The sequence below is a fragment of the Deinococcus fonticola genome, from assembly GCF_004634215.1.
Lineage (GTDB): Bacteria > Deinococcota > Deinococci > Deinococcales > Deinococcaceae > Deinococcus > Deinococcus fonticola.
The window spans coordinates 1-24,089 of the sequence record NZ_SMMH01000020.1 but is presented as its reverse complement, the minus strand read 5'-3'; the positions used below and the strand labels follow the sequence as shown (position 1 = coordinate 24,089).

Here is a 24,089-nt window from a genome sequence, read left to right as displayed (position 1 = left end):
AAGTGAGGATGACCCGATGAACTGGCCCCAGGCTCAACCCATAGAAACGCCCAATCTAGAGTTGGAACCCCTGACGCAAGAACACGCCGCCGAGATGGTTGGCGTTCTCTCCTCACCGAACCTGTACACGTTCACGGGCGGAGAACCGCCTTCGCTGGAGGAATTAACTTCACGTTATGCCCGTCAAAGCCGGGGGCACTCAGCGGACGAAACTCAGGGTTGGCTGAAGTGGATTATTCGAGAAAAAAGTTCCGGGCAGGCTATCGGGTACGTGCAGGCCACTCTAGAAGTCAACGAAGGCGAATTCATTGCGGACGTGGCGTGGGTCATTGGTGAGCCTTTTCAGGGCCACGGATGGGCAGCAGAGGCAGCGCTAGGCATGGTCGGGTGGTTGCTCAAGCAACAAATCCGTACTGTGCGGGCCAATATCAACCCCGAGAATGTGGCTTCCATCAGGATTGCGAAGCGTCTGGAAATGCACAGGACAGGCGAGAGGGTCGATGGAGAGGAACAATGGGCCATTTGATTGATTGTAAGCGGCCCTAAGCCTCGTTAAGCCGCTGCTTTTGCTGAAGCTCTCACTCACCCCTGGCCACGCCGCACTGCCTAACCTGGGGCATGACTGACCCCAAGAAAACAGGGTTGCCCGAAGATGCAGGCAATGAAATGAGTGACCGCAGCGGCCATTACGACGAATCCGAAAGCGGACGCGTTAATACGCCCACGGGGGGCAGCACCGCAGACAGCGGCCCAGTGCCCGAGGACACCCTAGACCCAGACGGCAGCGGCACGACTTTTGATGCCGGGGACGCCATTCCTAAACGCTGAACTTGCCTGTTTTGCCGCGTTGACTTTCGTGAGTTGACGCGGTTTCTCTCTGGTTTGTTTCCTTGTAAACTGCTTCGTTATGATTCGCGCCCTGCCCCCCTACACCCTGTCCGTCGCGCCGATGATGGATTGGACGGACAGGCACTGCCGCGTGTTCCACCGCACGTTGACGAAACAGACGCTTCTTTACACGGAGATGGTGACGACGGGCGCCATCCTGCACGGTGACCGCGAGCGGCACCTGGGCTTCAGCGACGTGGAGCACCCGCTGGCCCTGCAACTGGGCGGCAGTGACGCGGCGGCCCTGGCGGAATGCACCCGTATGGCCACAGACTACGGGTACGACGAGGTCAACCTGAACTGCGGCTGCCCCAGTGACCGCGTGAGCAGCGGCCATTTCGGCGCGTGCCTGATGGGAACGCCGGACGTGGTGGCGCGGGCGGTGGAAGCCATGAAGGCCGCCACATCTCTGCCCGTGACGGTGAAGCACCGCATCGGCATCGACGACCTCGACAGTTACGAGCACCTGACGCACTTCATCCGCACAGTGGAAGCGGCGGGCTGCGAGACGTTCATCGTGCACGCCCGCAAAGCGTGGCTGAGCGGCCTGTCCCCGAAGGAAAACCGCGAGATTCCGCCCCTGCGGTACGACGTGGTCGAGCGCGTGAAAGCGGACTTCCCGCACCTGACCATCGTGCTGAACGGCGGCATCCAAACGGTTGAGCAGGCGCAGGAGGCCCTGACTTGGGCGGACGGCGTGATGATCGGCCGGGCAGCTTATCAGGAGCCTTTTGTTCTCTCGGCGGCCGACCGCGACATCTTCGGTGAGAATGTGCCGCCCGTGTCGCGGCTGGAGGCCATTGAGGCGTTCCTGCCCTACGTGGCGGAGCAACTGGCCGCCGGACAGCCCTTAAATCGCATGATGAAGCACACGCTGGGGCTGTTCGCGGGTCAACCCGGCGCACGCCATTTCAAGCGCACCCTGAGCGAGCAGGGGCACAAACCCGGCGCGGGGCTGGAAGTGGTGCAAGAAGCCCTGGAGCCTTTCCGGGGCGTGCAGGAACCCGTTTTAGCCGAGGGTTGAGCGCAGGCGTTGCACGTCCGAGAGCCAGGCCCCGCTATCCGCGGTGTCTTCCCACTGTTCCGGCAGTTCACTTTCCGGTGCCAGAACCCGGTTCAGCGCTTCCGCCGCGAGGCCCCGCAGGTCACTGGGGCTGGTCTTATCGGCATTCTGAACCCAGGACCTTAGCCCCGCATCGGTGAGGCGTTGCGTGTCGCCCGTCAGCACAGCGGCAAGAATTTCAGCCGCCGCCAGCGCCCGCGCACCTTCCTCGACCTCGACATAATCCATGTCCGGGTCAAGCACCACCTCGAAGGCCTCACGCAAGGCGACCTCCCCGTCCTGAACGACTTCCGCCGTGAAGTCCCTGGCGCTGTCGTTGTCGAAACTGCCATACCCCCAAATGGCCATCAGCCCGTCACCGTCTGGCCGTACCTTTCCTGCACGTATTTTTCCAGCAATTCCTGGAAGTCCTCGGCGATGCGGGGGCCTTTCAGGGTGGTCAGCAGCTTGCCGTCCTGGTACACCGGGGCGCGGGGGTCTTCGCCGGTTCCGGGCAACGAAATGCCGATGTTGGCGTGTTTGCTTTCGCCGGGGCCGTTCACGATGCAGCCCATGACGGCCACCTGCATGTCCTCCACGCCGGGGTATTTGGTTTTCCACTCGGGCATCTGGTCGCGGATGTAATCCTGAATTTTCTGCGCGAGCTCCTGAAAAAACTGCGACGTGGTGCGTCCGCAACCGGGGCAACTGGTGACCTGTGGCAGGAATTGACGCAGGTTCAGGCTCTGGAGGATCTGCTGGGCGACCTCGACTTCCAGTTTGCGGCTGGCCCCCGGCTCCGGCGTGAGGCTCACGCGAATGGTGTCGCCGATGCCCTCGGTGAGCAGGGGCGCCAGGGCCACGCTGCTGGCGACGATGCCCTTCATGCCCATGCCCGCCTCGGTCAGGCCCAGGTGCAGCGGGTAATCGCACTGCGCGGCCAGCTGGCGGTACACCTGCCACAGTTCCGGGGCGCTGCTGACCTTCACACTGATCAGGATTCTGTCGTGCGGCAGCCCCAGCCCCTCGGCATACTGCGCGGATTCCAGCGCGGAGACCACCATCGCGTCGATCATCACATCCGTGCCGCTTTTCGGACTTCCCTGGGCGGTGTTCTCGTCCATCAGGCGGGCCAGCACCTGCTGATCCAGGCTGCCCCAGTTCACGCCGATCCGCACGGGTTTCCCGAAGTCCTTGGCAACCTCGATCATGGTGGCGAAGTTCGCGTCGTGGTGCTGGCCCGCGCCCACGTTGCCAGGGTTGATGCGGTACTTGGCGAGCAGCCGCGCCGTTTCCGGGAATTCCCGCAGCAGGATGTGGCCGTTGTAGTGGAAATCGCCCACGATGGGGACATTCAGGCCGACCTCTTCCAGGCGCTGAACGATCTCCGGAATGGCGGCGGCGGCTTCGCGGGTGTTCACAGTCACGCGCACCAGTTCGGATCCGGCGCGGGCCAGCTGCGCCACCTGAATGGCGGTGGCTTCGGCGTTGGCGGTGTCGGTGTTGGTCATGCTCTGCACGACGATGGGGTGGGCGGAACCGATGTTCACGCCCCCCACGTTCACGGTCACGGTTTGACGGCGCATCATGCCTCCCAGTGTAGTGCGGCGACGCTAGAGTCTTGTGCATGGTGAATTTCAGCGAAATCGTGGCCGTCTCCCGTGACGCGCACCTGCGGCAATTGGAGCGCGAACAGACCGACCAGACTTTCGTGGAGGACGTCATGAAGACCGTGCAGGAGCAGGTGGAAGCCGAGGATGGCCGCATCACCGTGCAGGGCGAGTGGACACGCCTCAGCGAGAATGCCACGAACACCTTCCTGATCACCTTTCCCGAGAACTGCAACGTGCAGGAAGTCGGCATTACCGTGGCGGGCCACACCAGCTCCAGCCGTTCCGTGTTCATGGTCGGCCCCGCCGGACGCAGCCCCGAAGCGGCCCAGGTCGGCGACCGCGCCGAAGCCGTGCAGCTGGTGCTTCAGTACCTCATGGATGTCGTGAAGGAAGTGAGGCGTTTACGCGAGCGCTGACCGGGTGACTGGTTCTGCCTGACCGGGCGAACTCGCCTTGTTCACCGTCTGGCCCTGCGTGGCATACTGCGTGCTTGTGAAGAAGAGGATTTTGCTGCTGGCAGGCGGTCAGTCGGGCGAGCATGAGGTCAGTCTGATGAGCGCCCGGAGCGTGCTGGGGGCGTTGCCGCGCGAGCGCTTCGATGTGACGCCGGTGGTGATCAGCAAGCAGGGGCGCTGGCTGCCACCGACGGAAACGACACGGGCGCTGGAAACGGGGAAATCCGCACCGGGCGGTGATCTGGTGCTGCACCGTGCGGCGAGCGCCGAGGGGTATGACGCCGTGTTTCCGCTGCTCCACGGCCCAATGGGTGAGGACGGCACCATTCAGGGGTTGTTGACGCTGGCCGGGATTCCTTTCGTGGGCAGCGGCGTGCTGGGGTCGTCGGTCAGCATGGACAAGGTCATGACCAAGCAGGTGCTGGCAGCGGTGGGCATTCCGCAGGTGGCGTGGCAACTGGCGCTGCGCCGCGACTGGCAGCAGAATCCGCAGGGCGTGAAGGACGAAGCGGTGAAGCTGGGCTTCCCCTTCTTCGTGAAGCCCGCCAACCTGGGTTCCAGCGTGGGCATCAGCAAGGTGCATAACGAAGGCGAGATGGACAGGGCCTTCGAGCTGGCCTTCAGCCTGGATCGCCGCGTGATCGTGGAGGCCATGACCAGCCACAAGCCCCGCGAGGTGGAGGTGGGCATCCTGGGGAATGACGCACCCATCGCCAGCCCGGTGGGCGAACTGAGTTTCGACGCCGACTTCTACGATTACGAGACGAAATACACCGAGGGCGTCGCCCAGATGCACATTCCCGCCCGCATTCCGGGTGAAGTGGCCGAAAACATCCGCGAACTGGCCCTGAAAGCCTTCAAAGCCCTGGACTGCGCCGGGCTGGCCCGCGTGGACTTCTTCTACGTCGCCGAAACGGGCGAGGTGCTGCTGAACGAGGTCAACACCATGCCCGGCTTCACCACCACCAGCATGTACCCCAAACTGTTCGAGGCTGCCGGCCTCAGTTACGGTGAACTGGTGGCGAGACTGGTGGAACTGGCGCTGGAGAAGCGGTGAGCACTTGACGGGCGTACCAACCGCCGCATTCAGCCTCGGCCTGTTTTTCTCTCGCTCCTGGCCCCTGCCCGCTTACCGTTCGGTATTGACCTTGTACGTGCCGTCCGCCTTGCCGGTAAAGGTAACGGTACCGAGTTCGTCGGTGCGGTAGATGTTCACGCCGTTGGCGGCGTACAGGTCGAGGGCGGTCTGGGTGGGGTGGCCGTAGGTGTTCGAGCCGACGCTGATCACCACATTCTGCGGGCGGACGCGGGTCAGCCAGGCCTGGTGGTCGCCATTGGCCGCGCCGTGGTGGATGCTCTTGTACACCTGAATGGGGCCTTCGATTTCGGGCCGGTTCTGGCTTAACCAGGCGGTCGTTTCGGGTTTCTCGGAGTCGCCGGTCATCAGGGCGTGGAATTTCCCGAAGTCGACGCGCACGCCGACGCTGTTCTCGTTCTGGTCGTCGCCCATGCCGGCGGGCGGGGCGATGATGCTGACCCTGGCGCTGCCCAGGTTGAACACCTGATTGTTCGCTTTCTGAAAAGTGGTGCCGGCGCTTTGCAGGGCGCTGACCAGCCGCTCCCACGTCTGGGTGGTGCCGGCCAGACCGTTGTTGATGAAATAAGTGGGCTTCGCCCCCGCCGCCTCGACCAGTCCGGCGATGTGGTCGGCGTCGGCGTGAGTGGCGACCATCAGGTCGATCTTGTCGATCTGGTACTTGCGCATGTGCTCGGCCATGCGCGTGGTGCTGCGCCCACCGTCGACCAGCAGCGTTTTGCCCTCGGGACTGCGGATCAGCACGGCGTCTCCCTGCCCGACATCCAGAAAACGCACGGTGAGGCTGCCGGCCAGATCCGGCTCAGGTGGTGTGCGCCGGTCGTTGCGGTTGCAGGCAGCCAGGGCGATCGTGATGCCCACCACCAGCAGGGCCAGCAGGTCAGCGCCCGTCGTCCGGCGTTCTGCACGGCGTTCAGCGGGGCGTTTTGTGCTGCTCGGCCTGCTTTTCTTCGCTGTTTTGCGGGGCTTTTCGGGTGGGCGGCTCACAGGTCGATGTCTCCCGTTGGGGTAGGCCCATTCAGGGCGCTCAGGCGTTCCTGCGCGGCCTCACGGTGTCGGGCGGTTTCCTCGGGAGCGGGCCGCAAGACGTCTCCGTCCGGGCCGGCCACGACTTGCAACACGTCCCCCTCGCGGATGTGGTCGGGCAGCACGGATGCGGGGAGGACGATCATTTTCCCGTCGGCCCGCTCCAGCCGGGCCCAGCAGCCCTGCGGGGTGTCTTCCAGGCCGTCCAGCACCCAGTATTCAGGAGCGGCTCGTTCTTTCATGGAATCAGCGTAGCGCAAAAGGGCGCCAGAGCATTTGACCGAAAAAGGCCAGGTTTTTTTGATCTTGTTCTGTCCGAACAGAGTGAGTGAATTCAGCAATCTGCTCTGGGGCGTTTATTTCCGGCTCAGATCCAGTATCCGCTGCCGGCCCAGCAGGTAAGCCATGAGCGCCACGGCCCAGCACCCCAGCCAGGTGAGGCCGTCGTGGAAGGAACTGCACCCCACCAGAAAGGGGACGCCGGGAGCGGAACCCAGTTGCAGGGCGGCGGTCAAGCGCTCCGGAACGGGCAAGGCGGCCGGGCTGGCCTGCACGGTACGCCGCACCTTCTCCAGCACCCCAGCAGCCAGCAGCGCCGCAACGCCGACCAGCACCAAAGCAATGACCCATGTGTGCGGCGCTGGCCTGGTGAACCAGTACAGCAGGCCCAGCGGCACCCCGGGAATCGCCAGCACCAGCAGGGCGAGGTGATAAGCGCGCATCAGCGCCTCCTTGTGGTCACCGGCCTTGTGGGCTTGAAGCAGCCCGTCAAACATTCGCGTTCAGAAGTTGAACCGTGGCCGTCCCCGCGCTGCACTGCACCTGCTGCCCATCCGCGACTTCCTTGCGGAGTTTCGCCAGGCCCAGGCCACCCGCCACGGCGCCCAGTTGACCCACGACTTTGCCGTCAAGCACCACTTCGCTGAAGGGGATCAATTCCCCGGCCAGGCGGGCCAGGTGGTGACGCGCGTTGCCGCGTGCTTCCAGGCGGGCCATGATCTCCTGCCCGACGTAGCAGCCCTTCTTATAACTGATGGCCGGCAGCTGCCCCCCGATATCCAGCCCGATCTCCTGCGGCAACACGCCCTGAAAATGATCGGCGCTCACGTCGGGAATCCCTGCCGCGATGCGGGCCGCTTCCAGTTCGGCCAGCGGGCGCGGCGGCCCCGTCAGCGCGGCTTCGACCTCGCCGGCGTGGCTCGCCAGGTAGTGCAGATCCACTCCGGGCTGTCCGGTGCGGTTCACGCGCCCACCCAGCACTGTCTGGCCCGCCAGTTCAAACTGCTGCGCGTCCGCGCCGGCGGCGTCCCAGCCGGGCAAATCCGCAGCGTTCCAGACGTGGATGGTACTCAGGGTACCGGTCAGGTTCTCCAGCTGCACCTGATCGAAGATGATGTAGCGCTTCAAGCGGGCCTGCAGCTGCTCGGCCTCATCAGCGGCCAGATGCACGTAAAGGTCGTCGGCGCGGCGGTACACCCGGGCGAAGAATTCGATCTGGCCCTTCACGTTCAGGAAGGCGCAGGGCACCATTCCGGGCGTGGGGGCGCGGCGCAGGTCGTTCGTCATCTGCCCGTGAATGAAGTCCACGCGGTCCGCGCCCGTAACGCGCAGACTGCTGGAAGGAAGGAGAGTCCACATGCCACCAGCTTAGAGCATTGGACAAAGAACGAAGTGCCTTCTGCCCGAGCACGGCGAGTGAATTTACACGAGCAGCACGAAGAATGGAGTGGTGTGCTATGCCTGACGGAATTCGCAGCCCTACTCCAGAGCACCGTCCGGTCGTCTGCCTGACCGTGCCTCAGTCGCCAGTCAGGCAGAAGCCACGAGCGGCCCGCTCTGGCGGGCGTGCTGGGCTTCACGGGTCAGGTGCCAGCGCAGCAGGTCGGCGCCGCTTTCGCGGATGATCGCTTCAGCGTGGGGAATGGCCGCGTGGCGGCTCTGGAGGTTGCGCGCAACGATGCCGGTCAGATCGTCGAGGTTGTACAGATACGCGCCGGGCACCTCGGCAATGTCCGGGTCGAGGTTGCGGGGCATACTGATGTCGATCAGCACCATCGGCCGCAGGGGGCGGGCCGCCAGCGCCCCCTGCACGCCCGCGCCGTTGAGGACGTAATGCGGCGCGGCACTGGAGGCGATCAGCACGTCCGCGCGGGGCAGCACCTCTTGCAGGTACTCCTGGGCGCAGGCCTGCCCACCCAGTTTGTCGGCGAGTTGCTGGGCGCGTTCCACCGTGCGGTTGACCACGATCACGTCCTGAATGCCGGCGGCCCGCAGGTGCGTCATGGTCAGTTCGGCGGTTTCACCCGCGCCGATGATCAGGGCGGTGCGGCCCGCCAGGCCGCCCAAGGCAGTGGTGGCCAGTTCCACGGCGGCGCTGCTGACGCTGACGACCTTATCGCTCATGCCCGTCTCAAACCGCACGCGTTTGCCGGCGGCCAGGGCCCCCTGCGCGACCTTGTTCAGCAGGGTACCGGTGCGCTGAAAGTGCGCGGCCTGCTGCCAGGCCCGTTTCACCTGCCCCTGAATCTGCGTTTCGCCGATCACCAGGCTGTCCAGGCCGGACGCGACGCGGTACAGGTGCCGGACGGCACACAGGCCCCGGTGAATGTACAGGTGCTCGCTGAGATCGGCGCCCCAGGCCTGCTCGAACAGCCGGGCGGGGTGGGTGTGCAGGCCCGCCAGGTAGACTTCGGTGCGGTTGCAGGTGGCCAGCACCATGACTTCCTGGGCGTGCTGCGAGAGCCTCGCCAGCACCGCTTCCTCGTGCCCGCCCCGCACGGCGGCCTGTTCACGGATTTCCACCGGAGCGGTCTGGTGGTTGAGGCCCACCACCGTGAAATCCAGCTGGGCGGGTTCCGCCTGGGCGTGCTGAAGCAGGTGCTGGGCGGTGGGACAGGCCAGGATCACGCGTGAGGCCCGCTGGCAGGATGCCGGGAGAAAGTGAAAAAAGGAAGGCGGGCCAGGATCACCGGCGCAGCATATCGCCTGACTCCAGGGCGGGCGTCCCGTACCGAACGGTCAGAAAGCTGTCCTGCACACATCTTTCACATGCGGGGCCGGGTCAGGAACTGAAAAACTACGTCTTCCAGGGCTTCCAGCGTGGGCCGCCGGGCGACCAGGACAGTCTGAAAACCGAGTTCCCGTGCCGTTCCAGCGGTCTGCTGGCCCATCACGACCACGGGCACCTGCTGTCCGCCCAGCGTGGCGAAGTGCTGCGCGGCAGAGCTGGAAGCCAGCGTCACCAGGTGCGAGGCGAGAAGCTGCGCGGTTTCGGCGTGGCTGGGTGTATGTGGCAGCGTGCGGTACAGCACCAGCCGTTCGTAGCTGGCCCCACGAGCGTGCAGGGCTGCCGACAGGTCATCTTTGGAGAGGTTGGAGGTGACGTGCAGCACTTTGCCTCCTGCGCTCAGCGGGAGTTCCTGGCCCAGCGACGTTCCAGTGGCCTGCGAGGGCGTGAAATGAACGGGCCATCCAGCCTCGCGCAGGGCACGGGCGGTGGATTCCCCGACCGCCGCCCACTGAATGCCTGCCGGCACGTCATGGCCGTTCAGGGCGCTGCTGAGTGCCTTGACACCCTGCGGACTGGTCAGCACCAGCCACTGCACGTCCTGCAAGTCCTGCAATCGCGGCGCTTCTTTCAGCCACTCGAATTCGATCAGGGGAATGTGGTGAACGGTGGCCCCTAATGTCGAGAAGGTCTGAATAAGCTGGTCTGCCCCACCACCGGAGTGCGTGACGCTGAGGCGGCAGCCCGTCAGATCAGGAAGTGACGTTCTCTCGTTCACGGTCTGAGAGGCACCCTAGCAGATGCGCCCCGGCGGCTAGGGCGTTCAGCAGAAAGAGGGGCGCCCACCGACGCACGACGCCTGCCCTCGTCAACTTCTTCGTGGCTCTTCGGGACGAATGAAGAAACCTGCCACGCGGGCAGGTCGCTGAAGGTCAGAAAAACGGCCGGCCCCGACGGATCAGGGGGTTTTCAGGGCGTACCCGATTCCGCGCACTGTACGAATGATGCCGTACCCGTCGAGGTCGCGCAGTTTGGCCCGCATGTTGGCCATGTGCACGTCCACCACGTTGCTGTTGCTGGGTAACTCGCCGTTCCAGACTTCGCGTTCGATTTCCTGGCGGCTGTACACGCGCCCCGGCTGGCGGGCCAGGAACGTCAGCAGGTCGAATTCCTTGGGACTCAGCCGCACTTCCTGGCCGTTGTAACTGCACAGGCGTTTCTGCGGGTGAATTTCCAGCGCCCCGATCGAGATCACCTCGCCGTGCTGCTGGTGCCGGAGTTGCACCTTGACACGGGCCACCAGTTCCTCGGGGTGAAAGGGCTTGGTCATGTAATCGTCCGCGCCCGCCTCCAGCAAGTTGACTTTGCGGTCGACCGCGTCCATGGCCGTCAGGATGATGATCGGCACGCTGCTGGTTTTGCGCAGCCGACGCGCAATTTCGGCCCCGTCGAAATCCGGCAGGCCCAGATCCAGAATCACCAGATCCGGGTTGTTCTCGCGGGCGCTGGTCAGGCCGGTGATGCCGTCCGGGGCGGTAATCACGCGGTAAGCCGCCTGTTCCAGTTCGTACTGCACGACCCGCGTGATGTCGGGATTGTCTTCAATAAGCAGAATGCGCTGTTCCATGCTGGCCTTGGGACTCCTGGGTTCAATGACACGCGTCAAGGGGAAGAAAACATCGACGCCCTGAGGAGGTTGAGGTGGGGTCGATTCGATTAACCCCATCCTATGGCCCGCTTTGCCCGGCTAGAGAATGTCCCGGTTTAGGAAGCCTTAACAGGCCCGCGCCCGCCTGAGCGCGGGCGTCCCGACTTTCAGGCGGGCGCCGCAGCCACCTGCCCGCCCCCCAGCAGGGTGCTGAACTCCTCGCCCGTCAGCGTCTCGCGCTGCATCAGCACGGTCACGATGCGGTGCATGTCGTCCAGGTGTTGCCGCATGAGTTGCACGGCCCGCTCGTAGGCACTGTCCACGATTTCCCGCACCTGTTCGTCGATGACGCGGGCGGTGGCTTCACTGGTCGGCGCCTGCTGTGGCCCGCCCCCCAGGTAGCCCTCGTCACCCGAGGCCAGCGCCACCTTACCGATGGCGGGCGACATGCCCCACTCAGTCACCATGCGCCGGGCAATGCCGGTGGCCTGCTGGAAATCGTTCTGCGCGCCAGTGGTCACCTCGCCGTACACGACCTCCTCGGCGGCCCGCCCGGCCAGCGCCACCGCGATCATGTCGTCCAGCGCCGGGCGGGTGACGTGCAGGCGGTCTTCGGCGTCCGGCAGCATGTAACCGGCGGCGCGGCCACGCGGCACCACCGTCAGTTTGGCCACACGGTTGGCGTGTGGCAAAAGCTGAGCGGCCAGGGCGTGACCGACCTCGTGGTAGGCGGTGACCTTGCGGTCGGCCTCCTTGACCACCAGGCTGCGGCGCTCCGGCCCCATCAATACCCGGTCTCTGGCCTCGTCCACATCCCGCCCGGTAATGCGATTGCGCCCCTCTCTGGCCGCCAGCAGCGCCGCTTCATTCAGCAGGTTCTCCAGATCCGCCCCCACCATCCCCGCTGTCCTCCGGGCCACCGTCTCCAGATTCACCGACACGTCCAGCGGTTTTTTGCGGGCGTGAATACGCAGGATCTGTTCACGCCCCCGCACGTCGGGGGCGTCCACCACCACCTGACGGTCGAAGCGGCCTGGACGCAGCAAGGCGGCGTCCAGCACATCGGGGCGGTTGGTGGCGGCCAGGATGATGACCTCCTGCCCACTGGAAAAGCCGTCCATCTCGACCAAGAGCTGGTTGAGGGTCTGTTCGCGTTCGTCGTTGCCGCCTTGCAGGTTCATGCCGCGTTTTCTGCCCACGGCGTCGATCTCGTCGATGAAGACGATGCAGGGCGCGGACTTGCGGGCCTGCTCGAAGAGGTCACGCACGCGGGCGGCGCCGACGCCCACGAACATCTCCACGAAGTCACTGCCGGAGATGCTGAAGTAGGGGACTTTGGCTTCGCCGGCGACGGCCTTGGCCAGCAGGGTCTTGCCGCTGCCGGGGGGGCCGACCAGCAGCACACCGTGGGGAATGCGGGCGCCCAGCAGGTGGTACTTCTCGGGCTGGCGCAGGAAGTCCACGACTTCCTGCAAGTCCTGCTTGGCCTCGTCGCACCCCGCCACATCCGCGAAGGTCAACTTGATCTGTCCCTCGCTGATCACCGCCGCCTTCGACTTCCCAAACGTGTTGGCCCCTCCTGCCGCGCCGGCGCCGCGCATGCTGCGCCACAGCAGCAGCAGGATCAGGGCGGTGACCAGCAGCGGCAAAATTTGCCCCACCCAGCCGAACGGACTGGCCCCGCCGGTAATGGAGAGGTTGACGCCGCGCTGGCGCAGGCGCTCCAGGGTCGCGCCGGTCGGTGGGATGACCAGCACGCGGTGCTCGCCGCCCAGCAGGGTGACCTGCGCGTTACCGGCCGCGTCCAGCAGGACGTTCTTGACCTGTCCGCTGTCCACGTCCTGAAAGAAGCGGTTGGTGGTGTAGGCGGACCAGCCCCGCGACACCCCTCCTGCGTTCTGCGCCAGGCCCGACCCGGCGACCAGCAGGCCGACCCCCAGCAGAAGCGAGCAGAGCGGCTGAACTGTGCGGCTGGTGCGGCGTGGGCGGCGGGACGGGCGCGGCATACCCCATGTTAAGCCAGTGGACGGGCCCGGAAACCACCCGGCGTTCCTTTTGTGCCTTTACGTCAGTTCTTTTAGGCCAGTGCTTTTGGTGCAGTGCCCGCCCACCGGCAAGTCCTCTTTACACGTTCCATGAATGTGGTCTGTACCCTCCTCAGGAAGTGGTCAGGCCCAGCTTATACACTCGACGTATGCAAACCTTGAAAAAGATCGCGCTGGTCGGCCCGCTGGTGCTGGGCCTGAGTGCCTGCACCGTCACCACCCGCGCCAACGTGGGCCTGCTGGGCAGCAGCAGCAACCTGATCGCGCGGGTCACTCCGGACAAGGGTGAGGGAGCCACCTACCTCGTCGGTGAGCCGGTGCGCGTCAGTGTTACCACCCGCACCGCCGGGTACGTGACCATCCTGGCGCTGAACCAGGACCGCTCCGCCAACGTCCTGGTTCGCAACGCCTACGTGGCGGCGGGCACCACCACCTTCCCCCGTGCCGGCGACGGCGTGACCTTCAATGCCGCGCCGCCGGCCGGCACGCAGAGCATCCGCGTGATCTTCACCCGCCCGCGCCCCACCACCGACCTGGTGCTGTCCGGCGTGTACGACAGCAACCGCTGGAATACCACGACCACCGCCTACCTGACGCCCTATGCGGCGGCCGACCGGGACGTGCAGGAAACGTACATCTACATTCGCTGAGCACCGACCGTTCGTGTCGACTGGGGAACCCTGCGCGGTTCCCTTTTTTTGGTGCGTGAACTGTGGACGTGGAGAAAAAGTTTCTTTTCACCTTGACCGGAATGCCGGGACGGGAGGCGAGGCGTGGCCGATGCTCGGGGTGTGGGCTGGGCGGGAGGATCTGCGTAATCTGTTACGCTGTACCCATTGCTTTCCAGCTTCCGGAGTGTAGTGAACATGACCGTGCCTGCCCGCTGCCGAACCTCACGCCTGCTGAATCAGCGCCGTGCGCCCTGAACGGGCTCTTTTGATGGCCTGAGCCGGTCATGGCCTGGGCTGGTCTCCGTTCACACCCGGTTTCATTCTTTCGCCCCATTACTTTCGTGCCAGTACACACGATGGAGGTTTCATGGCCCGTAAATCCAGTACGGTTACATCCACCAAGGACGCGGTGCAAGGCCGCGAGTCCACCGAAACGCCCGCCGCCTTTCAGGCCGCCGAGGCCGCTTACAACCAGGCGGAAGCCAGCGGCGAGCTGTTCCAGATTCTGGCGCCGGACGGCACAGTGGTGCGCCCGGACCTGCTGCCGCCCGCCGAGACCCGGCTGCACCTGTACCGCCAGATGCGCCGCGCCCGGCAGTTCGACGAACGCGGCTGGGTGCTGTACCGCCAGGGTCGCCTGGGTGTCTTCCCGCCCTTCGGGGGCATGGAGGCCAGCCAGTGCGGTACGGCGGCGGCCCTCACGAAAAACGACTGGCTGTTTCCCACCTACCGCGACACCGGCGCGGCCCTGACGCTGGGCCTGCCGATTGCGCGCACGCTGGCCTACTGGCGCACCTCCCCCCACGGCTGGGCCATGCCCGCCGACCTGAAGGTGCTGCCCTTCTACATTCCCATTGCCACCCAGTACCCGCAGGCGGTGGGCGCAGCGCTGGCCGAGAAGCGCCAGGGCACGCAGAACGTCGCCATGGCCTTTATCGGGGACGGCGGCAGCAGCGAGGGGGATTTCCACGAGGCGCTGAACTTCGCGGGCGCGCTGAATGCGCCGTGCATTTTCATCCTGCAGAACAACGGCTGGGCCATCAGCGTGCCCACGACCACGCAGACGAAAGCCACCAACCTCAGCAAACGCGCCGACGGCTACGGCATTCCCGGCGTACGTGTCGACGGCAACGACGTGCTGGCGACCTGGCATGTAACTGACCAGGCCGTGAAGCGGGCCCGCAACAATGAAGGCCCGACCCTGATCGAGACCGTGACCTACCGTGTCAAGGCCCACACTGTGGCCGACGACCCCAGCCGCTACCGCACCGAGGACGAGGCGAAGAAATGGCTGGAGAAAGACCCGGTGACGCGCCTGGAGCAGCACCTGCTCAAGGAAGGCATCCTGACCGAGGAAAGCCACGCCGCCCTGCTGAAAGAAGTCGCCGAGGAATTCGAGGCCGCGCTGACCGAGGCCGACGCCTACCCGGACCCCACCCCCGCCGAGATTCTGGATCACGTGTTCGCCGAACCCACCCCGCAACTGCTGAAGCAGCGCGCCGAACTGCTGGAGGAACAGGCATGACTGCCACCGCACAGAAAATGAAGACCATGACCATGGTGGCCGCCATCAACAACGCCCTCGACCTGGCGCTTGAGCGTGACCCGGACGTGTGCATTTTCGGGGAGGACGTGGGCGTGATGGGCGGGGTGTTCCGCGCCACCGACGGCCTGCAACAGAAGCACGGCGTGGAGCGGGTGTTCGACACCCCGCTGGCCGAGGCCGCCATCGTGGGCATGGGCATCGGCATGGGGCTGGCCGGCCTGAAACCGGTCGCGGAAATTCAGTTTGCCGGCTTCCTGTACCCGGCGCTCGATCAGATCCTGTCTCACCTGGGGCGTTACCGTCACCGCACGCGCAGCCGCTACCACCTGCCCATGGTCGTTCGCGCACCTTATGGCGGCGGGGTGCACACGCCCGAGCAACACGCCGACAGCCCCGAGGCGATTCTGGCCCACACGCCCGGCGTGAAGGTCGTGATTCCCAGCACGCCGGGCGACGCCAAGGGGCTGCTGCTGGCCGCCATCGCCGACCCGGATCCGGTGTTCTTCTTCGAGAGCATCAAGCTCTACCGCTCCACGAAAGAGGAAGTGCCGGAGGACTACTACACCCTGCCCATCGGGAAAGCCCGCGTGGTGACGCAGGGCGACGACGTGACGGTGATCTGCTACGGCGGCATGGTGGAAGTCGCGCAGAAGGCTGCCGAGGCCGCCCGCAATGCCGGCATCGGCGTGGAGATCATCGACCTGCGCACGCTGGTGCCCCTCGACCTGGACACCGTGCTGGCCAGCGTCGAGAAGACGGGCCGCGCAGTCATCGTCACCGAGGCGCCCCGCACCGCCGGATTCCACAGTGAAATCGCCGCGAACATTGCCGAGGAAGCCATCGACTTCCTGCAGGCGCCCATCGTGCGCGTCACCGGTTTCGACGCCCCGTACCCGCCCTTTACCGCCATCGAGGACGTGTACCGCCCCAACCCCCTGCGCGTGGCCAAAGCCATCAAGAAAGTCATGAGCCACTGAGCAGAAACCAGTCGAAAGAGAGTGAGGTGGCCTGCGATATCGGGGCCACCTCAACTTCTTTTGTCGTTAATGAGAAAGCAACTTCCGGCTCCTCAGGCCCCGCGTGGGCGGCTGAGCACCTGCACGTCGCCCAGAATGGCTGCGGCTGCTTTCTCGCCGCTTTCCAGGGCACCCTGAATGCCACTCAGCGATGTGACCTCGGACGCGAGGTACAGCCGGGGATGGCCGCCAGACTGGCCGGGGAGCGTGTGGGCGTACCCGGCGGGCTGCGGGTACTGGGTGTGGCGGATACGCTCGACGTGCAGCAGGTTCAGCTGGTTGACGCGGTCGCCCAGCCAGACGCGCAGCTCGGCGCGGGTCCGGGTGTCCAGGTCAGTGTCTGTACCGTCGGGAATGCCCCACAGCGAGGCGATCAGCAGGTCATGCCCGGCGGGCACGCGGCCAGGGAACACCTGCCCGGTCCAGAACACCTGATTGAGGTGACCGTCCGGCAGGGCGTTCAGTTGCAGGCGCGGCTGACGCTCCAGCTGCCGGTCTACCCCGTAGTGCAGGTAGGTGCTGCCCAGGCTGCCCCGGTCGATGGGCCGGGCGGGCGCGTGACCCTCGCCCAGCAGCCGGGCGGCGGTGGGCGGATCGGTGGCGACGATGACGGTGCCGGCTTGCAGGCTTCCCTGATCGGTGTGAATGGTGACGCCCTCCTCGCAGGCGTCGATCCTGCTGACCACCGTCTCGAGTTGCACTTCCAGTTCCCGTGCCAGCTGACGCGGAATCTCGCTCATGCCGCCCGCCGGAATGGCCACGTCACCGCGCACCAGGAGGCTGAAGTAATACTTGAACAGCCCCGAACAGGTCATCAGTGCGCGGTCAAGCACCAGCCCCCCGAAAAATGGGGTGAAGAAGCGCTCCAGCGAACGCGGCGAGAAGCCGTACTCCAGCAAGAATTCCCGCGTGGGCTGCGAGGGGCCGTTGAGCCACACGTGCGGGGCCTGCGTGAGCAGTTCGGCCACCAGTTTGCCGGCCAGCAGCCGGTCACGCAGGGTCAGCGCCTGGGCCGTCAGGTCACCCGGTAAGGCGCCCAGATCCCGCCGGGGGTCGCCCACGATCTCGGCCCTCCCACCCTCCTGGCGCAGCACTGCCGAGGGAAGCAGCGGCACCAGCTTCAGCGCCCCGTAATCCAGCTGGCGCTGCGCCGCCGGGTAGGCCGTGAACATGCCCAGAAACCCGGCGTCCATGGTGTACCCGTGGTGCTGGCGTGTCCAGACGCGCCCACCCAGGTGCCCGGTCTTCTCCAGCACGCGCACCCGCCGGCCGGCCCGCTGCAACGTGCGGGCCGCGCACAGTCCCGCCAGGCCGGCCCCCACCACGATGATGTCTGACATGCGGGCAGCTTATCCCGGTTCCAGACGCCTGCTGAACCTCGGATGGTTTCCGGAACGTTCATTCAGTGCTCGACAGCCCATGCTTACCTGATTTTCAGTTCCTCGTTCGTCTGCGCTGCGCCAAATTTCTCGCGCAGGAAATTGCCCTGACCCAGCAGGCGGTCGGCGGCGGCGTGGTCGCGTTTCATGGCCTGCTCGACACCGCTGGTCATCACGCTCAGCTGCTCGCTCAGAAGCTGCTGGGCGGGCTGCCCCGCCTTCTCGAGTTGCTGGGCCGCGCCGGGAGTCAGGTCGAGGTAGGCGCGGAGCGTGTCGGGCAGGTACGTGTCGAGCGTCTGCTGCAAGAGGTACTGGGTGCGCTGGTCGTGGGCATAACGCCCGGAAGTGAGGGCGTCTTGCACTAGACACAGCAGCCCAAACGCCTGCTGCCGCTGCGGATCCGGCAGTTCCAGTGTCAGGGCCGCCAGCTGAACGGCTGGACTGAGCGGCTTCACGGCGACGTTTGCGGCCACGTTGTCCAGCACGCTGCTGCGTCGGCGGGCACTCGCCATTTCCGTCAGGGCAGAGTATAAGGCGACCACCAGCACGATAAAAACAACGCCAATAATCAGGCCCATAACGTCATGCTAATGCCTAACAGTCCTCAGTTACTGGAACCCGACTCATTTTTCTTCTGGGGGGTGCTGGCGGCGGCGGCCTGCCCCAGCGTTTGCAGGTTCAGCAGGAAATTTCCGTCGCTGGGCACCATGACCGTCTGAATGTTCGGGGACAGTTTCTCCGCGACCGTCAATTGAATGAGTTGCGGGTTCTCGCGCAGCGCCTTGCCACGCAGGGACAGGGCCTGGGCCTCACCCCTGGCGCGGGCCACCACTGCCTGCGATTCGCCTTCCGCCTTCGCCACCGCACCCTGCGCGGCAATTTTGGCCTGTTGCAGCCGGTTTTGCTCTACCGCCACCTGCTGCTCCGCGGTCTGTTTCTCCTCGATGGCCTTCGCCACGCTGTCCGGAATCTTCAGTTCGCGCAGCAGCACACTGTCCAGTACCAGATTGTTGCGCGAGAACTCGCTTTTCAGGGCGTTAGTGACGTTCGCCTCGACCTCCTGCCGCTGCGTGCTGATCAGCTCGGCGGCGTTGAATTGCCCGATGGCGTCGCGCACCTTGCTGCGCACCTGCGGGCGAATAACCGTCTGAAGATAATTGCGCCCCAGTTCCTTGTGCAGAATGTCCGCCTTGGCCCGGTCGATCCGGAACTGCACCGTCACGTCCGCCGTGATGTCCAGCCCCTCCTTGCTGCGGGCACGAATGGCCCCCTCCGAATCGTCCTGCACGGTGTGCGCCAGCGTCACCTCCTGAAGCCGGGCGTCGTACATGTTGAGTTGCTGAATGCCCGGCACGACCACATGCACGCCCGGATCGAGGGTCGCCAGACTGCCACTCAACTTATTGAACGACACGCCCACAAACCCCGCCGGAACGGAGCGGACACTTTCGAACAGCAGCAGCGCGGCAATCGCCAATCCGCCCAGCAGCAGCGCCCGTCGCCCGCCCAGCCGGGGAAGCTGCGGCGCAGAACGGGGAACATTCACGGTCTTCTTCTGGTTGGTCGGCTCGGTCATGCCAGTCATACGCGTGACCGGGCACAAAAGTTCCGGCACAGGAGGGCTTCCTCCTCGTTGTGAGCGCCACCTGACTCTCAGCCATTTTCCTCTGCCAACACACCACCCCTTCCCCGACAAGGTGAACAGTTTCTCCTTCCCCTGTTCCACAGCGAAAAACCGCCCCCCGGAAGAGGCGGTTCTCTTTTCCCTACGACCTACAGCCTTACTTCACGAACAGCATCTGGCGGTAGGTGGGCAGTGTCCAGTGCTTGGCACTGACGATTTTTTCCAGTTTGTCGGCGGCGGCGCGCACGTCCTGCATGGCGGGCAGCACGTGGTCACGCATGTGGTGGGCTTTTTCGTGGACTTCCTCGCCGCCGAGGGCCTCGTTCTGCTCCCGCAACGTCTGAAGGTGGGCGTACAGTTCGTCGCTGAGGCCCACGAGTTCCCTGGTAACGCCGTCGACCGCTTTGCTGCCGGCTTTGACTTCGCCCAGTTCGGCGAGGTAACTGAGGGCGGCGGGCAGAATCTGGGTCTGGGCCAGGTACTCGGTGGTTTCGCCTTCGATGTTGACGGTTTTGAAGTAGATGTCGTACATGATTTCCTGGCGGGCGGCGAGTTCGCGTTCGTTCAGGATGCCCAGCTGGCCGAACAGCTCGATGTTCTTCTGGCTGTGCAGGGCCTCGATGGCTTCGATGCTGGTGCGGAGGTTCAGGAGTTTGCGGCCATGCTCGGCTTCTTCATGCCAGGCCGTGGAGTACCCGTCACCGTTGAAGATGATGCGCTGGTAAGTCCTGTAGGTGTCCTTGACGACCTCGGTGACGGCCTGCTCCAGGGTGGTGCCTGCGGCGAGGTGGCGTTCGAGTTCGGCGGTCAGCTTCAGAACGGCGTCGGCGGCGATGGTGTTGAGAACCGTGGTGGGGAAGGAAATGCTCTGGCTGCTGCCCACCGCGCGGAACTCGAATTTGTTGCCGGTGAAGGCGAAGGGGCTGGTGCGGTTGCGGTCGCCGGCGTGCACCGGGATTTCGGGGAGCACCTGGCTGCCCAGACCCATCAGCCCCGCCGAGTGGCGGCTGCCGCCCTCACCGCTGACGATGCGCTCGAAAATGTCGGTGAGTTCGGCGCCCAGGAAGATCGAAATGATGGCCGGGGGGGCTTCGTTGGCCCCGAGGCGGTGGTCGTTGCTGGCGCTGGCGACGCAGGCCCGCAGAAGATCCTGGTGGTCGTCGACGGCCTTAATCACGGCGGAGCAGAAGAACAGGAACTGCATGTTCTCGCTGGGGGTATCGCCGGGGTCGAGCAGGTTCTCGCCGGCGTCGGTGCCCATGCTCCAGTTGCAGTGTTTGCCGGACCCGTTGACGCCCGCGAAGGGTTTTTCGTGCATCAGGCACACCAGGCCGTACTTGCGGGCGGTGGTGCGCAGCACCTGCATGATGAGCTGCTGGTGGTCGGCGGCAATGTTGCTGTTCTCGAAGATGGGCGCGATCTCGAACTGGCCGGGCGCTACCTCGTTGTGGCGGGTCTTGACCGGGATGCCCAGGGCGTACAGTTGCGTTTCAGCGTCGGTCATGAAGCTCAGGACGCGGTCCGGAATCGCCCCGAAGTAATGGTCTTCCAGTTCCTGGCCGCGTGGGGGTTTGGCACCGAACAGCGTGCGGCCGGTCATCACCAGGTCCGGGCGGCGGTAGTAGTACTCCTCGGTGATCAGGAAATACTCCTGCTCGGCGCCCAGTGTGCTGGAGACGCGGGTGCCTTCGCTGGCCCCGAAAAGTTTCATGGCGGGCGTCACGGCCTGATTCAGCGCCTCGATACTCCGCAGCAGGGGAATCTTGAGGTCAAGGGCCTCCCCGGTCCACGAGGCGAACACGCTGGGAATGCACAGGGTCGCGCCATTGGCGTGCCGCACGATGAAGGCGGGGGACGAGGGATCCCAGGCCGTGTAGCCACGGGCCTCGAAGGTGGCGCGCAGGCCGCCCGAGGGGAAGGAGCTGGCGTCCGGTTCGGCCTGAATCAGTTCCTTGCCGGAAAAGGACATGATGGCGCTGCCGACATGATCGCCGGTGGGGTTCAGGAAGCTGTCGTGCTTCTCGGCGGTCGAGCCGGTCAGCGGCTGGAACCAGTGGGTGTAGTGCGTGGCGCCTTTTTCCATGGCCCAGGTCTTCATGGCCAGCGCCACGGTGTCGGCGATGCTGGCGTCGAGTTGTTCGCCGCGCTGCACGGTGGCCCGCAGGCTCTTGAAGGCGGGTTTGCTCAGTCGGGTGCTGAGCTGTTCCAGGGTCAGCACGTCGCTGGCGAACAGGTCGTTCACGAGTTCGCTGGGACTGGCCACCTGCTTGGCGTCCACGCGCCATTTGCGGGCCACGGCGTTCACGTCGAAGTTCAGTTGAGTCATGTCGCTCCCTTGGGGGCCAGGCGGTGAGGTGGGGTGTGGTTCACCGCTGGCGTTGCGCCCCGTTTAACGACGGCAGTATAAGAGGATAGTGTTCATAATGGCAATATTCTTCTGAACAAGCGGAGGCAAAATTTGACCTGAATGGCCGAACACCTTTGCCTTTTTGCATTTTGTTCCATAAATTTTTTACAATGGGTATTACAAGGCAATAAACCCTTCTCACTCCGCTTATCCGACGTTCAGCACCGCTTTTTCCCCATCTCCTGCCGAGGTCACGCATGACAGCCCAACCCGCCGAACCCAGCCCCGAAAGCATCCTGTCGCAGTTGCAGGAGGCGGACGTGAAGTTCCTGCGTCTTCAATTCACGGACATTCTGGGCAACACCAAGAACGTGGAGGTTCCGAAATCGCAGTTTCAGAAGGCACTGAATGGCGACGTGACCTTCGACGGCAGCGCCGTGGAGGGCTTCACGCGCGTCGAGGAAAGCGACATGCTGCTCTCCCCCGACCTCTCGACCTTCCTGATCTACCCGCTGTTCTCGCGTGACGCGCCGCAGGACGGTCATGAGCGTGGCCGCGTGGCCCGCCTGATCTGCAACGTGACCCTGCCGGACGGCTCCCCGTTCGGGGGCGATCCCCGGTATGTGCTGCAACGCCAGATCGACCGGGCGCGCGAACTGGGCTTCGAGATGTTCGTGGGCACCGAGCCGGAATTCTTCCTGTTCGAGCGCACCGAGAATGGGGGCGGCACGACCATTACGCACGACAAGGCCGGGTATTTCGATCTGGCGCCCATCGACAAGGGCGAACGCATCCGGCGCGAGATTGCCAACAAACTGGTGGACATGGGCTTCGAGATCGAGGCCAGCCACCATGAAGTCGCCCCCGGCCAGCACGAGATCGACTTCCGGTACGCGCCCGCGCTGGAAACCGCTGACCGAATTGCCACCTTCAAGTTCGTGGTGAAGCGCGTGGCGATGGAATACGGCCTGCTGGCGTCCTTTCTGCCCAAACCCATCGCGGACGTGCATGGCAGCGGGATGCACTGCCACCTGAGCCTTTTCAAAAACGGCCAGAACGCCTTCGACGATCCCGCAGGCGAACATGGCCTGAGCGCCACCGCGCACCATTTCATCGCCGGGCTGCTCGACCATGCCGAGGGCCTGACCGCCATCACCAACCCCCTGGTGAACAGTTACAAGCGGCTGGTGCCGGGGTATGAAGCGCCCGTCAATATCGCGTGGAGCACCAGCAACCGCTCGGCCCTGATTCGCATTCCGGCCAAACGCGGCCACAGCACCCGCGCCGAACTGCGCTCGCCGGACCCCAGTTGCAACCCGTACCTGGCTCTGGCCGCCATGCTGGCCGCTGGCCTGGATGGCCTGAGTCAGAAGCTGGAGCCCGCCCCGGCCATTCAGCGCAACATCTTCAAAATGACCGTGCGTGAAAAACGCCATCACCGCGTCAAGGAATTGCCCGGCGACCTGCGCGAGGCCGTGAACGAGTTGCAGAAGGACGAGGTGCTGGCCGCCGCGCTCGGCGAACACGTGCTCGATCATTACGTCGAGGCGAAAACCGCCGAGTGGCGCGAGTACAACCAGACCATTCACGCCTGGGAACTGGACAAGTACCTGGACCTGATCTGATCCCACTCGGAAGAAGAGGCCGGATGACCCTTCTCTTTTCCACACAACGTGAGGAAGAAAATACCGTTCTGAACGGCGTGGAGCAAATTCGAGCGCTGTTCCCAGGTGTTCGCAAGAGTGTTCAGAACGGGATGAACGCCGCCGGAAATCTGGACGTTCTCCTGCGCCGGGCTTCAGGAGGGTGCTAGCCTGCCGGGCGTGTCTCTGCTGCATGCGGCCCCGCTGGCCTTTATCACCCGTCTGGGGGCTCCGGCACGTTTTCTTCACCTGATCCTGTCACTGGCGCTGTGCAGTTTCGCTATTCGCCTGATGATCGACGCGAACTTCGGCGCTTCCCCGTGGGACGTGCTGCACGTCGGCCTGAGCCACCATACGCCGCTGTCCATCGGGCAGGCCAGTATCCTGGCGGGCGTGGTGATCGTGGGCTTCACCTGGTTCGGCCTGCGCGAGAAGTCCGGCCTCGGCACCATCCTGAACGTCCTGGTGATCGGCGTGCTGATCGACCTGCTGGCCCCCGTCATGCCCCACCCCACACACCCCGCCGCCGGGTGGGGTCAATTCCTGCTGGGCGTCGTTCTGGCGGGCTTCGGCACCGCGGCCTACGTCAGCGCCGGCTTCGGCGCCGGCCCCCGCGACGGCCTGATGATGGCCCTTCACCGCCGCTACGGCTGGCCCATCACCCGCGTCCGCACCGCCATCGAAGTCGTCGTGCTGGTGGCGGGTGGCTTGCTGGGCGGCCCGCTTGGCCCGGGCACCCTCATCTTCGCCCTGCTGATGGGGCCAAGCGTCGGCGCGGGCCTGAAGCTGTTCGGGTTCAGGAAACAGGAAGGCGCGGGGAAAGGGCTGGAGGGCTAGAGCAGTTCTCCGAATTCCGTCAGGCGTGGAAGGCTACCCCGCATGCCTCCATTCTTCGTCCTGCTCATTTAAATTCACTCGCTTGTATGTTGCGGGCGTCAGGGATTAGCCTGACGCCCGCAGCGACGGTTGCTGGGAACGGAGTGGGGTGAACGCCCGTTACTCGCCAGATCAACGAATCTGAAGCGGAGATTGCGTCCCCCACT

The 24,089-nt window shown here is 64.8% G+C and carries 25 protein-coding genes; 11 read left to right on the top strand and 14 right to left on the bottom strand.

Annotated features, from left to right (window positions below; translation table 11 throughout):
* The first annotated feature begins 16 nt into the window (after positions 1-16).
* The 3 genes from E5Z01_RS12400 (at position 17) to dusA (ending at position 1,912) form a co-directional block, all read left to right on the top strand.
* Positions 17-526 carry a GNAT family N-acetyltransferase gene (locus E5Z01_RS12400; RefSeq protein WP_135229650.1) on the top strand — a complete coding sequence of 170 codons (510 nt, stop codon included), beginning with the start codon at positions 17-19 and terminating at the stop codon, positions 524-526.
* 92 nt (positions 527-618) lie between these two features.
* Positions 619-828: a hypothetical protein gene (locus E5Z01_RS12395; protein ID WP_135229649.1), complete on the top strand. Its 210-nt coding sequence runs from the start codon at positions 619-621 to the stop codon at positions 826-828.
* Positions 829-907: 79 nt separating this feature from the next.
* Positions 908-1,912, top strand: coding sequence for a tRNA dihydrouridine(20/20a) synthase DusA (gene dusA / locus E5Z01_RS12390; RefSeq protein ID WP_135229648.1), 1,005 nt, complete (start codon positions 908-910; stop codon positions 1,910-1,912).
* Here dusA and E5Z01_RS12385 read toward each other — a convergent pair.
* On the bottom strand, positions 1,898-2,299 hold the full coding sequence (locus E5Z01_RS12385; protein WP_135229647.1) for a DUF4259 domain-containing protein: 402 nt from the start codon (positions 2,297-2,299) through the stop codon (positions 1,898-1,900). The two genes, dusA and E5Z01_RS12385, sit on opposite strands and share 15 nt — an antisense overlap.
* Complete coding sequence (gene ispG, locus E5Z01_RS12380; RefSeq protein WP_135229646.1) at positions 2,299-3,519, bottom strand: flavodoxin-dependent (E)-4-hydroxy-3-methylbut-2-enyl-diphosphate synthase; 1,221 nt, start codon at positions 3,517-3,519, stop codon at positions 2,299-2,301. The genes E5Z01_RS12385 and ispG overlap by 1 nt, the downstream gene beginning before the upstream one ends.
* 38 nt (positions 3,520-3,557) lie before the next feature.
* Here ispG and E5Z01_RS12375 point away from each other — a divergent pair, with 38 nt between their 5' ends.
* A complete protein-coding gene (locus tag E5Z01_RS12375; RefSeq protein WP_135229645.1) occupies positions 3,558-3,959 on the top strand; it encodes a hypothetical protein in 402 nt (133 codons plus the stop codon).
* Positions 3,960-4,035: 76 nt separating this feature from the next.
* On the top strand, positions 4,036-5,055 hold the full coding sequence (locus E5Z01_RS12370) for a D-alanine--D-alanine ligase family protein (protein WP_135229644.1): 1,020 nt from the start codon (positions 4,036-4,038) through the stop codon (positions 5,053-5,055).
* 72 nt (positions 5,056-5,127) lie between these two features.
* Here the strand turns inward: E5Z01_RS12370 and E5Z01_RS12365 are convergent, their stop codons facing one another.
* From E5Z01_RS12365 to ftsH, 8 genes are all read right to left on the bottom strand, one after another.
* A complete protein-coding gene (locus tag E5Z01_RS12365; protein WP_240738366.1) occupies positions 5,128-6,081 on the bottom strand; it encodes a ComEC/Rec2 family competence protein in 954 nt (317 codons plus the stop codon).
* On the bottom strand, positions 6,078-6,362 hold the full coding sequence (locus tag E5Z01_RS12360; RefSeq protein WP_135229643.1) for a DUF3006 domain-containing protein: 285 nt from the start codon (positions 6,360-6,362) through the stop codon (positions 6,078-6,080). Before E5Z01_RS12360 ends, E5Z01_RS12365 begins: the two co-directional genes overlap by 4 nt.
* A gap of 114 nt (positions 6,363-6,476) precedes the next feature.
* On the bottom strand, positions 6,477-6,842 hold the full coding sequence (locus E5Z01_RS12355; protein ID WP_135229642.1) for a hypothetical protein: 366 nt from the start codon (positions 6,840-6,842) through the stop codon (positions 6,477-6,479).
* Between the two features lie 46 nt (positions 6,843-6,888).
* On the bottom strand, positions 6,889-7,758 hold the full coding sequence (gene ygfZ / locus E5Z01_RS12350) for a CAF17-like 4Fe-4S cluster assembly/insertion protein YgfZ (protein WP_135229641.1): 870 nt from the start codon (positions 7,756-7,758) through the stop codon (positions 6,889-6,891).
* 171 nt (positions 7,759-7,929) lie between these two features.
* Positions 7,930-9,027, bottom strand: a complete 1,098-nt coding sequence (hemA, locus tag E5Z01_RS12345) for a glutamyl-tRNA reductase (RefSeq protein ID WP_135229640.1) — start codon at positions 9,025-9,027, stop codon at positions 7,930-7,932.
* A 137-nt stretch (positions 9,028-9,164) separates the two neighbouring features.
* Positions 9,165-9,905, bottom strand: coding sequence for a uroporphyrinogen-III synthase (locus E5Z01_RS12340; protein WP_135229639.1), 741 nt, complete (start codon positions 9,903-9,905; stop codon positions 9,165-9,167).
* A gap of 180 nt (positions 9,906-10,085) precedes the next feature.
* Positions 10,086-10,754, bottom strand: a complete 669-nt coding sequence (locus tag E5Z01_RS12335) for a response regulator transcription factor (protein WP_135229638.1) — start codon at positions 10,752-10,754, stop codon at positions 10,086-10,088.
* Between the two features lie 188 nt (positions 10,755-10,942).
* The gene (gene ftsH / locus E5Z01_RS12330; RefSeq protein ID WP_135229637.1) at positions 10,943-12,781 is read right to left on the bottom strand and encodes an ATP-dependent zinc metalloprotease FtsH; all 1,839 of its coding nucleotides are present in this window, start codon (positions 12,779-12,781) and stop codon (positions 10,943-10,945) included.
* 188 nt (positions 12,782-12,969) lie between these two features.
* Here ftsH and E5Z01_RS12325 point away from each other — a divergent pair, with 188 nt between their 5' ends.
* From E5Z01_RS12325 to E5Z01_RS12315, 3 genes are all read left to right on the top strand, one after another.
* Positions 12,970-13,470 (top strand): DUF4384 domain-containing protein, encoded by a 501-nt coding sequence (locus E5Z01_RS12325; protein ID WP_119762193.1) that lies wholly within the window; start codon positions 12,970-12,972, stop codon positions 13,468-13,470.
* 388 nt (positions 13,471-13,858) lie between these two features.
* Entirely contained in the window at positions 13,859-15,016 is a 1,158-nt protein-coding gene (gene pdhA, locus E5Z01_RS12320) for a pyruvate dehydrogenase (acetyl-transferring) E1 component subunit alpha (protein ID WP_135229636.1), read from the top strand.
* On the top strand, positions 15,013-16,014 hold the full coding sequence (locus tag E5Z01_RS12315; RefSeq protein WP_135229635.1) for an alpha-ketoacid dehydrogenase subunit beta: 1,002 nt from the start codon (positions 15,013-15,015) through the stop codon (positions 16,012-16,014). Before pdhA ends, E5Z01_RS12315 begins: the two co-directional genes overlap by 4 nt.
* A 92-nt stretch (positions 16,015-16,106) precedes the next feature.
* Here the strand turns inward: E5Z01_RS12315 and E5Z01_RS12310 are convergent, their stop codons facing one another.
* The 4 genes from E5Z01_RS12310 to E5Z01_RS12295 form a co-directional block, all read right to left on the bottom strand.
* Positions 16,107-17,393, bottom strand: a complete 1,287-nt coding sequence (locus E5Z01_RS12310; RefSeq protein ID WP_135229634.1) for an NAD(P)/FAD-dependent oxidoreductase — start codon at positions 17,391-17,393, stop codon at positions 16,107-16,109.
* 83 nt (positions 17,394-17,476) lie between these two features.
* The gene (locus E5Z01_RS12305) at positions 17,477-18,010 is read right to left on the bottom strand and encodes a hypothetical protein (protein WP_135229633.1); all 534 of its coding nucleotides are present in this window, start codon (positions 18,008-18,010) and stop codon (positions 17,477-17,479) included.
* 26 nt (positions 18,011-18,036) lie between these two features.
* Positions 18,037-19,047 (bottom strand): prohibitin family protein, encoded by a 1,011-nt coding sequence (locus E5Z01_RS12300; protein ID WP_240738361.1) that lies wholly within the window; start codon positions 19,045-19,047, stop codon positions 18,037-18,039.
* 166 nt (positions 19,048-19,213) lie between these two features.
* A complete protein-coding gene (locus E5Z01_RS12295) occupies positions 19,214-21,382 on the bottom strand; it encodes a glutamine synthetase III family protein (RefSeq protein ID WP_135229632.1) in 2,169 nt (722 codons plus the stop codon).
* 278 nt (positions 21,383-21,660) lie between these two features.
* On the opposite strand from E5Z01_RS12295, the gene glnA reads away from it, so the two are divergent.
* The 3 genes from glnA to E5Z01_RS12285 are packed head-to-tail and all read left to right on the top strand — an operon-like array spanning position 21,661 to position 23,883.
* Complete coding sequence (gene glnA, locus E5Z01_RS12290) at positions 21,661-23,028, top strand: type I glutamate--ammonia ligase (protein ID WP_135229631.1); 1,368 nt, start codon at positions 21,661-21,663, stop codon at positions 23,026-23,028.
* Positions 23,029-23,051: 23 nt separating this feature from the next.
* Complete coding sequence (locus tag E5Z01_RS19535; protein ID WP_167757903.1) at positions 23,052-23,216, top strand: hypothetical protein; 165 nt, start codon at positions 23,052-23,054, stop codon at positions 23,214-23,216.
* Between the two features lie 10 nt (positions 23,217-23,226).
* Positions 23,227-23,883, top strand: a complete 657-nt coding sequence (locus tag E5Z01_RS12285; protein WP_240738359.1) for a YczE/YyaS/YitT family protein — start codon at positions 23,227-23,229, stop codon at positions 23,881-23,883.
* Positions 23,884-24,089: the final 206 nt, after the last annotated feature.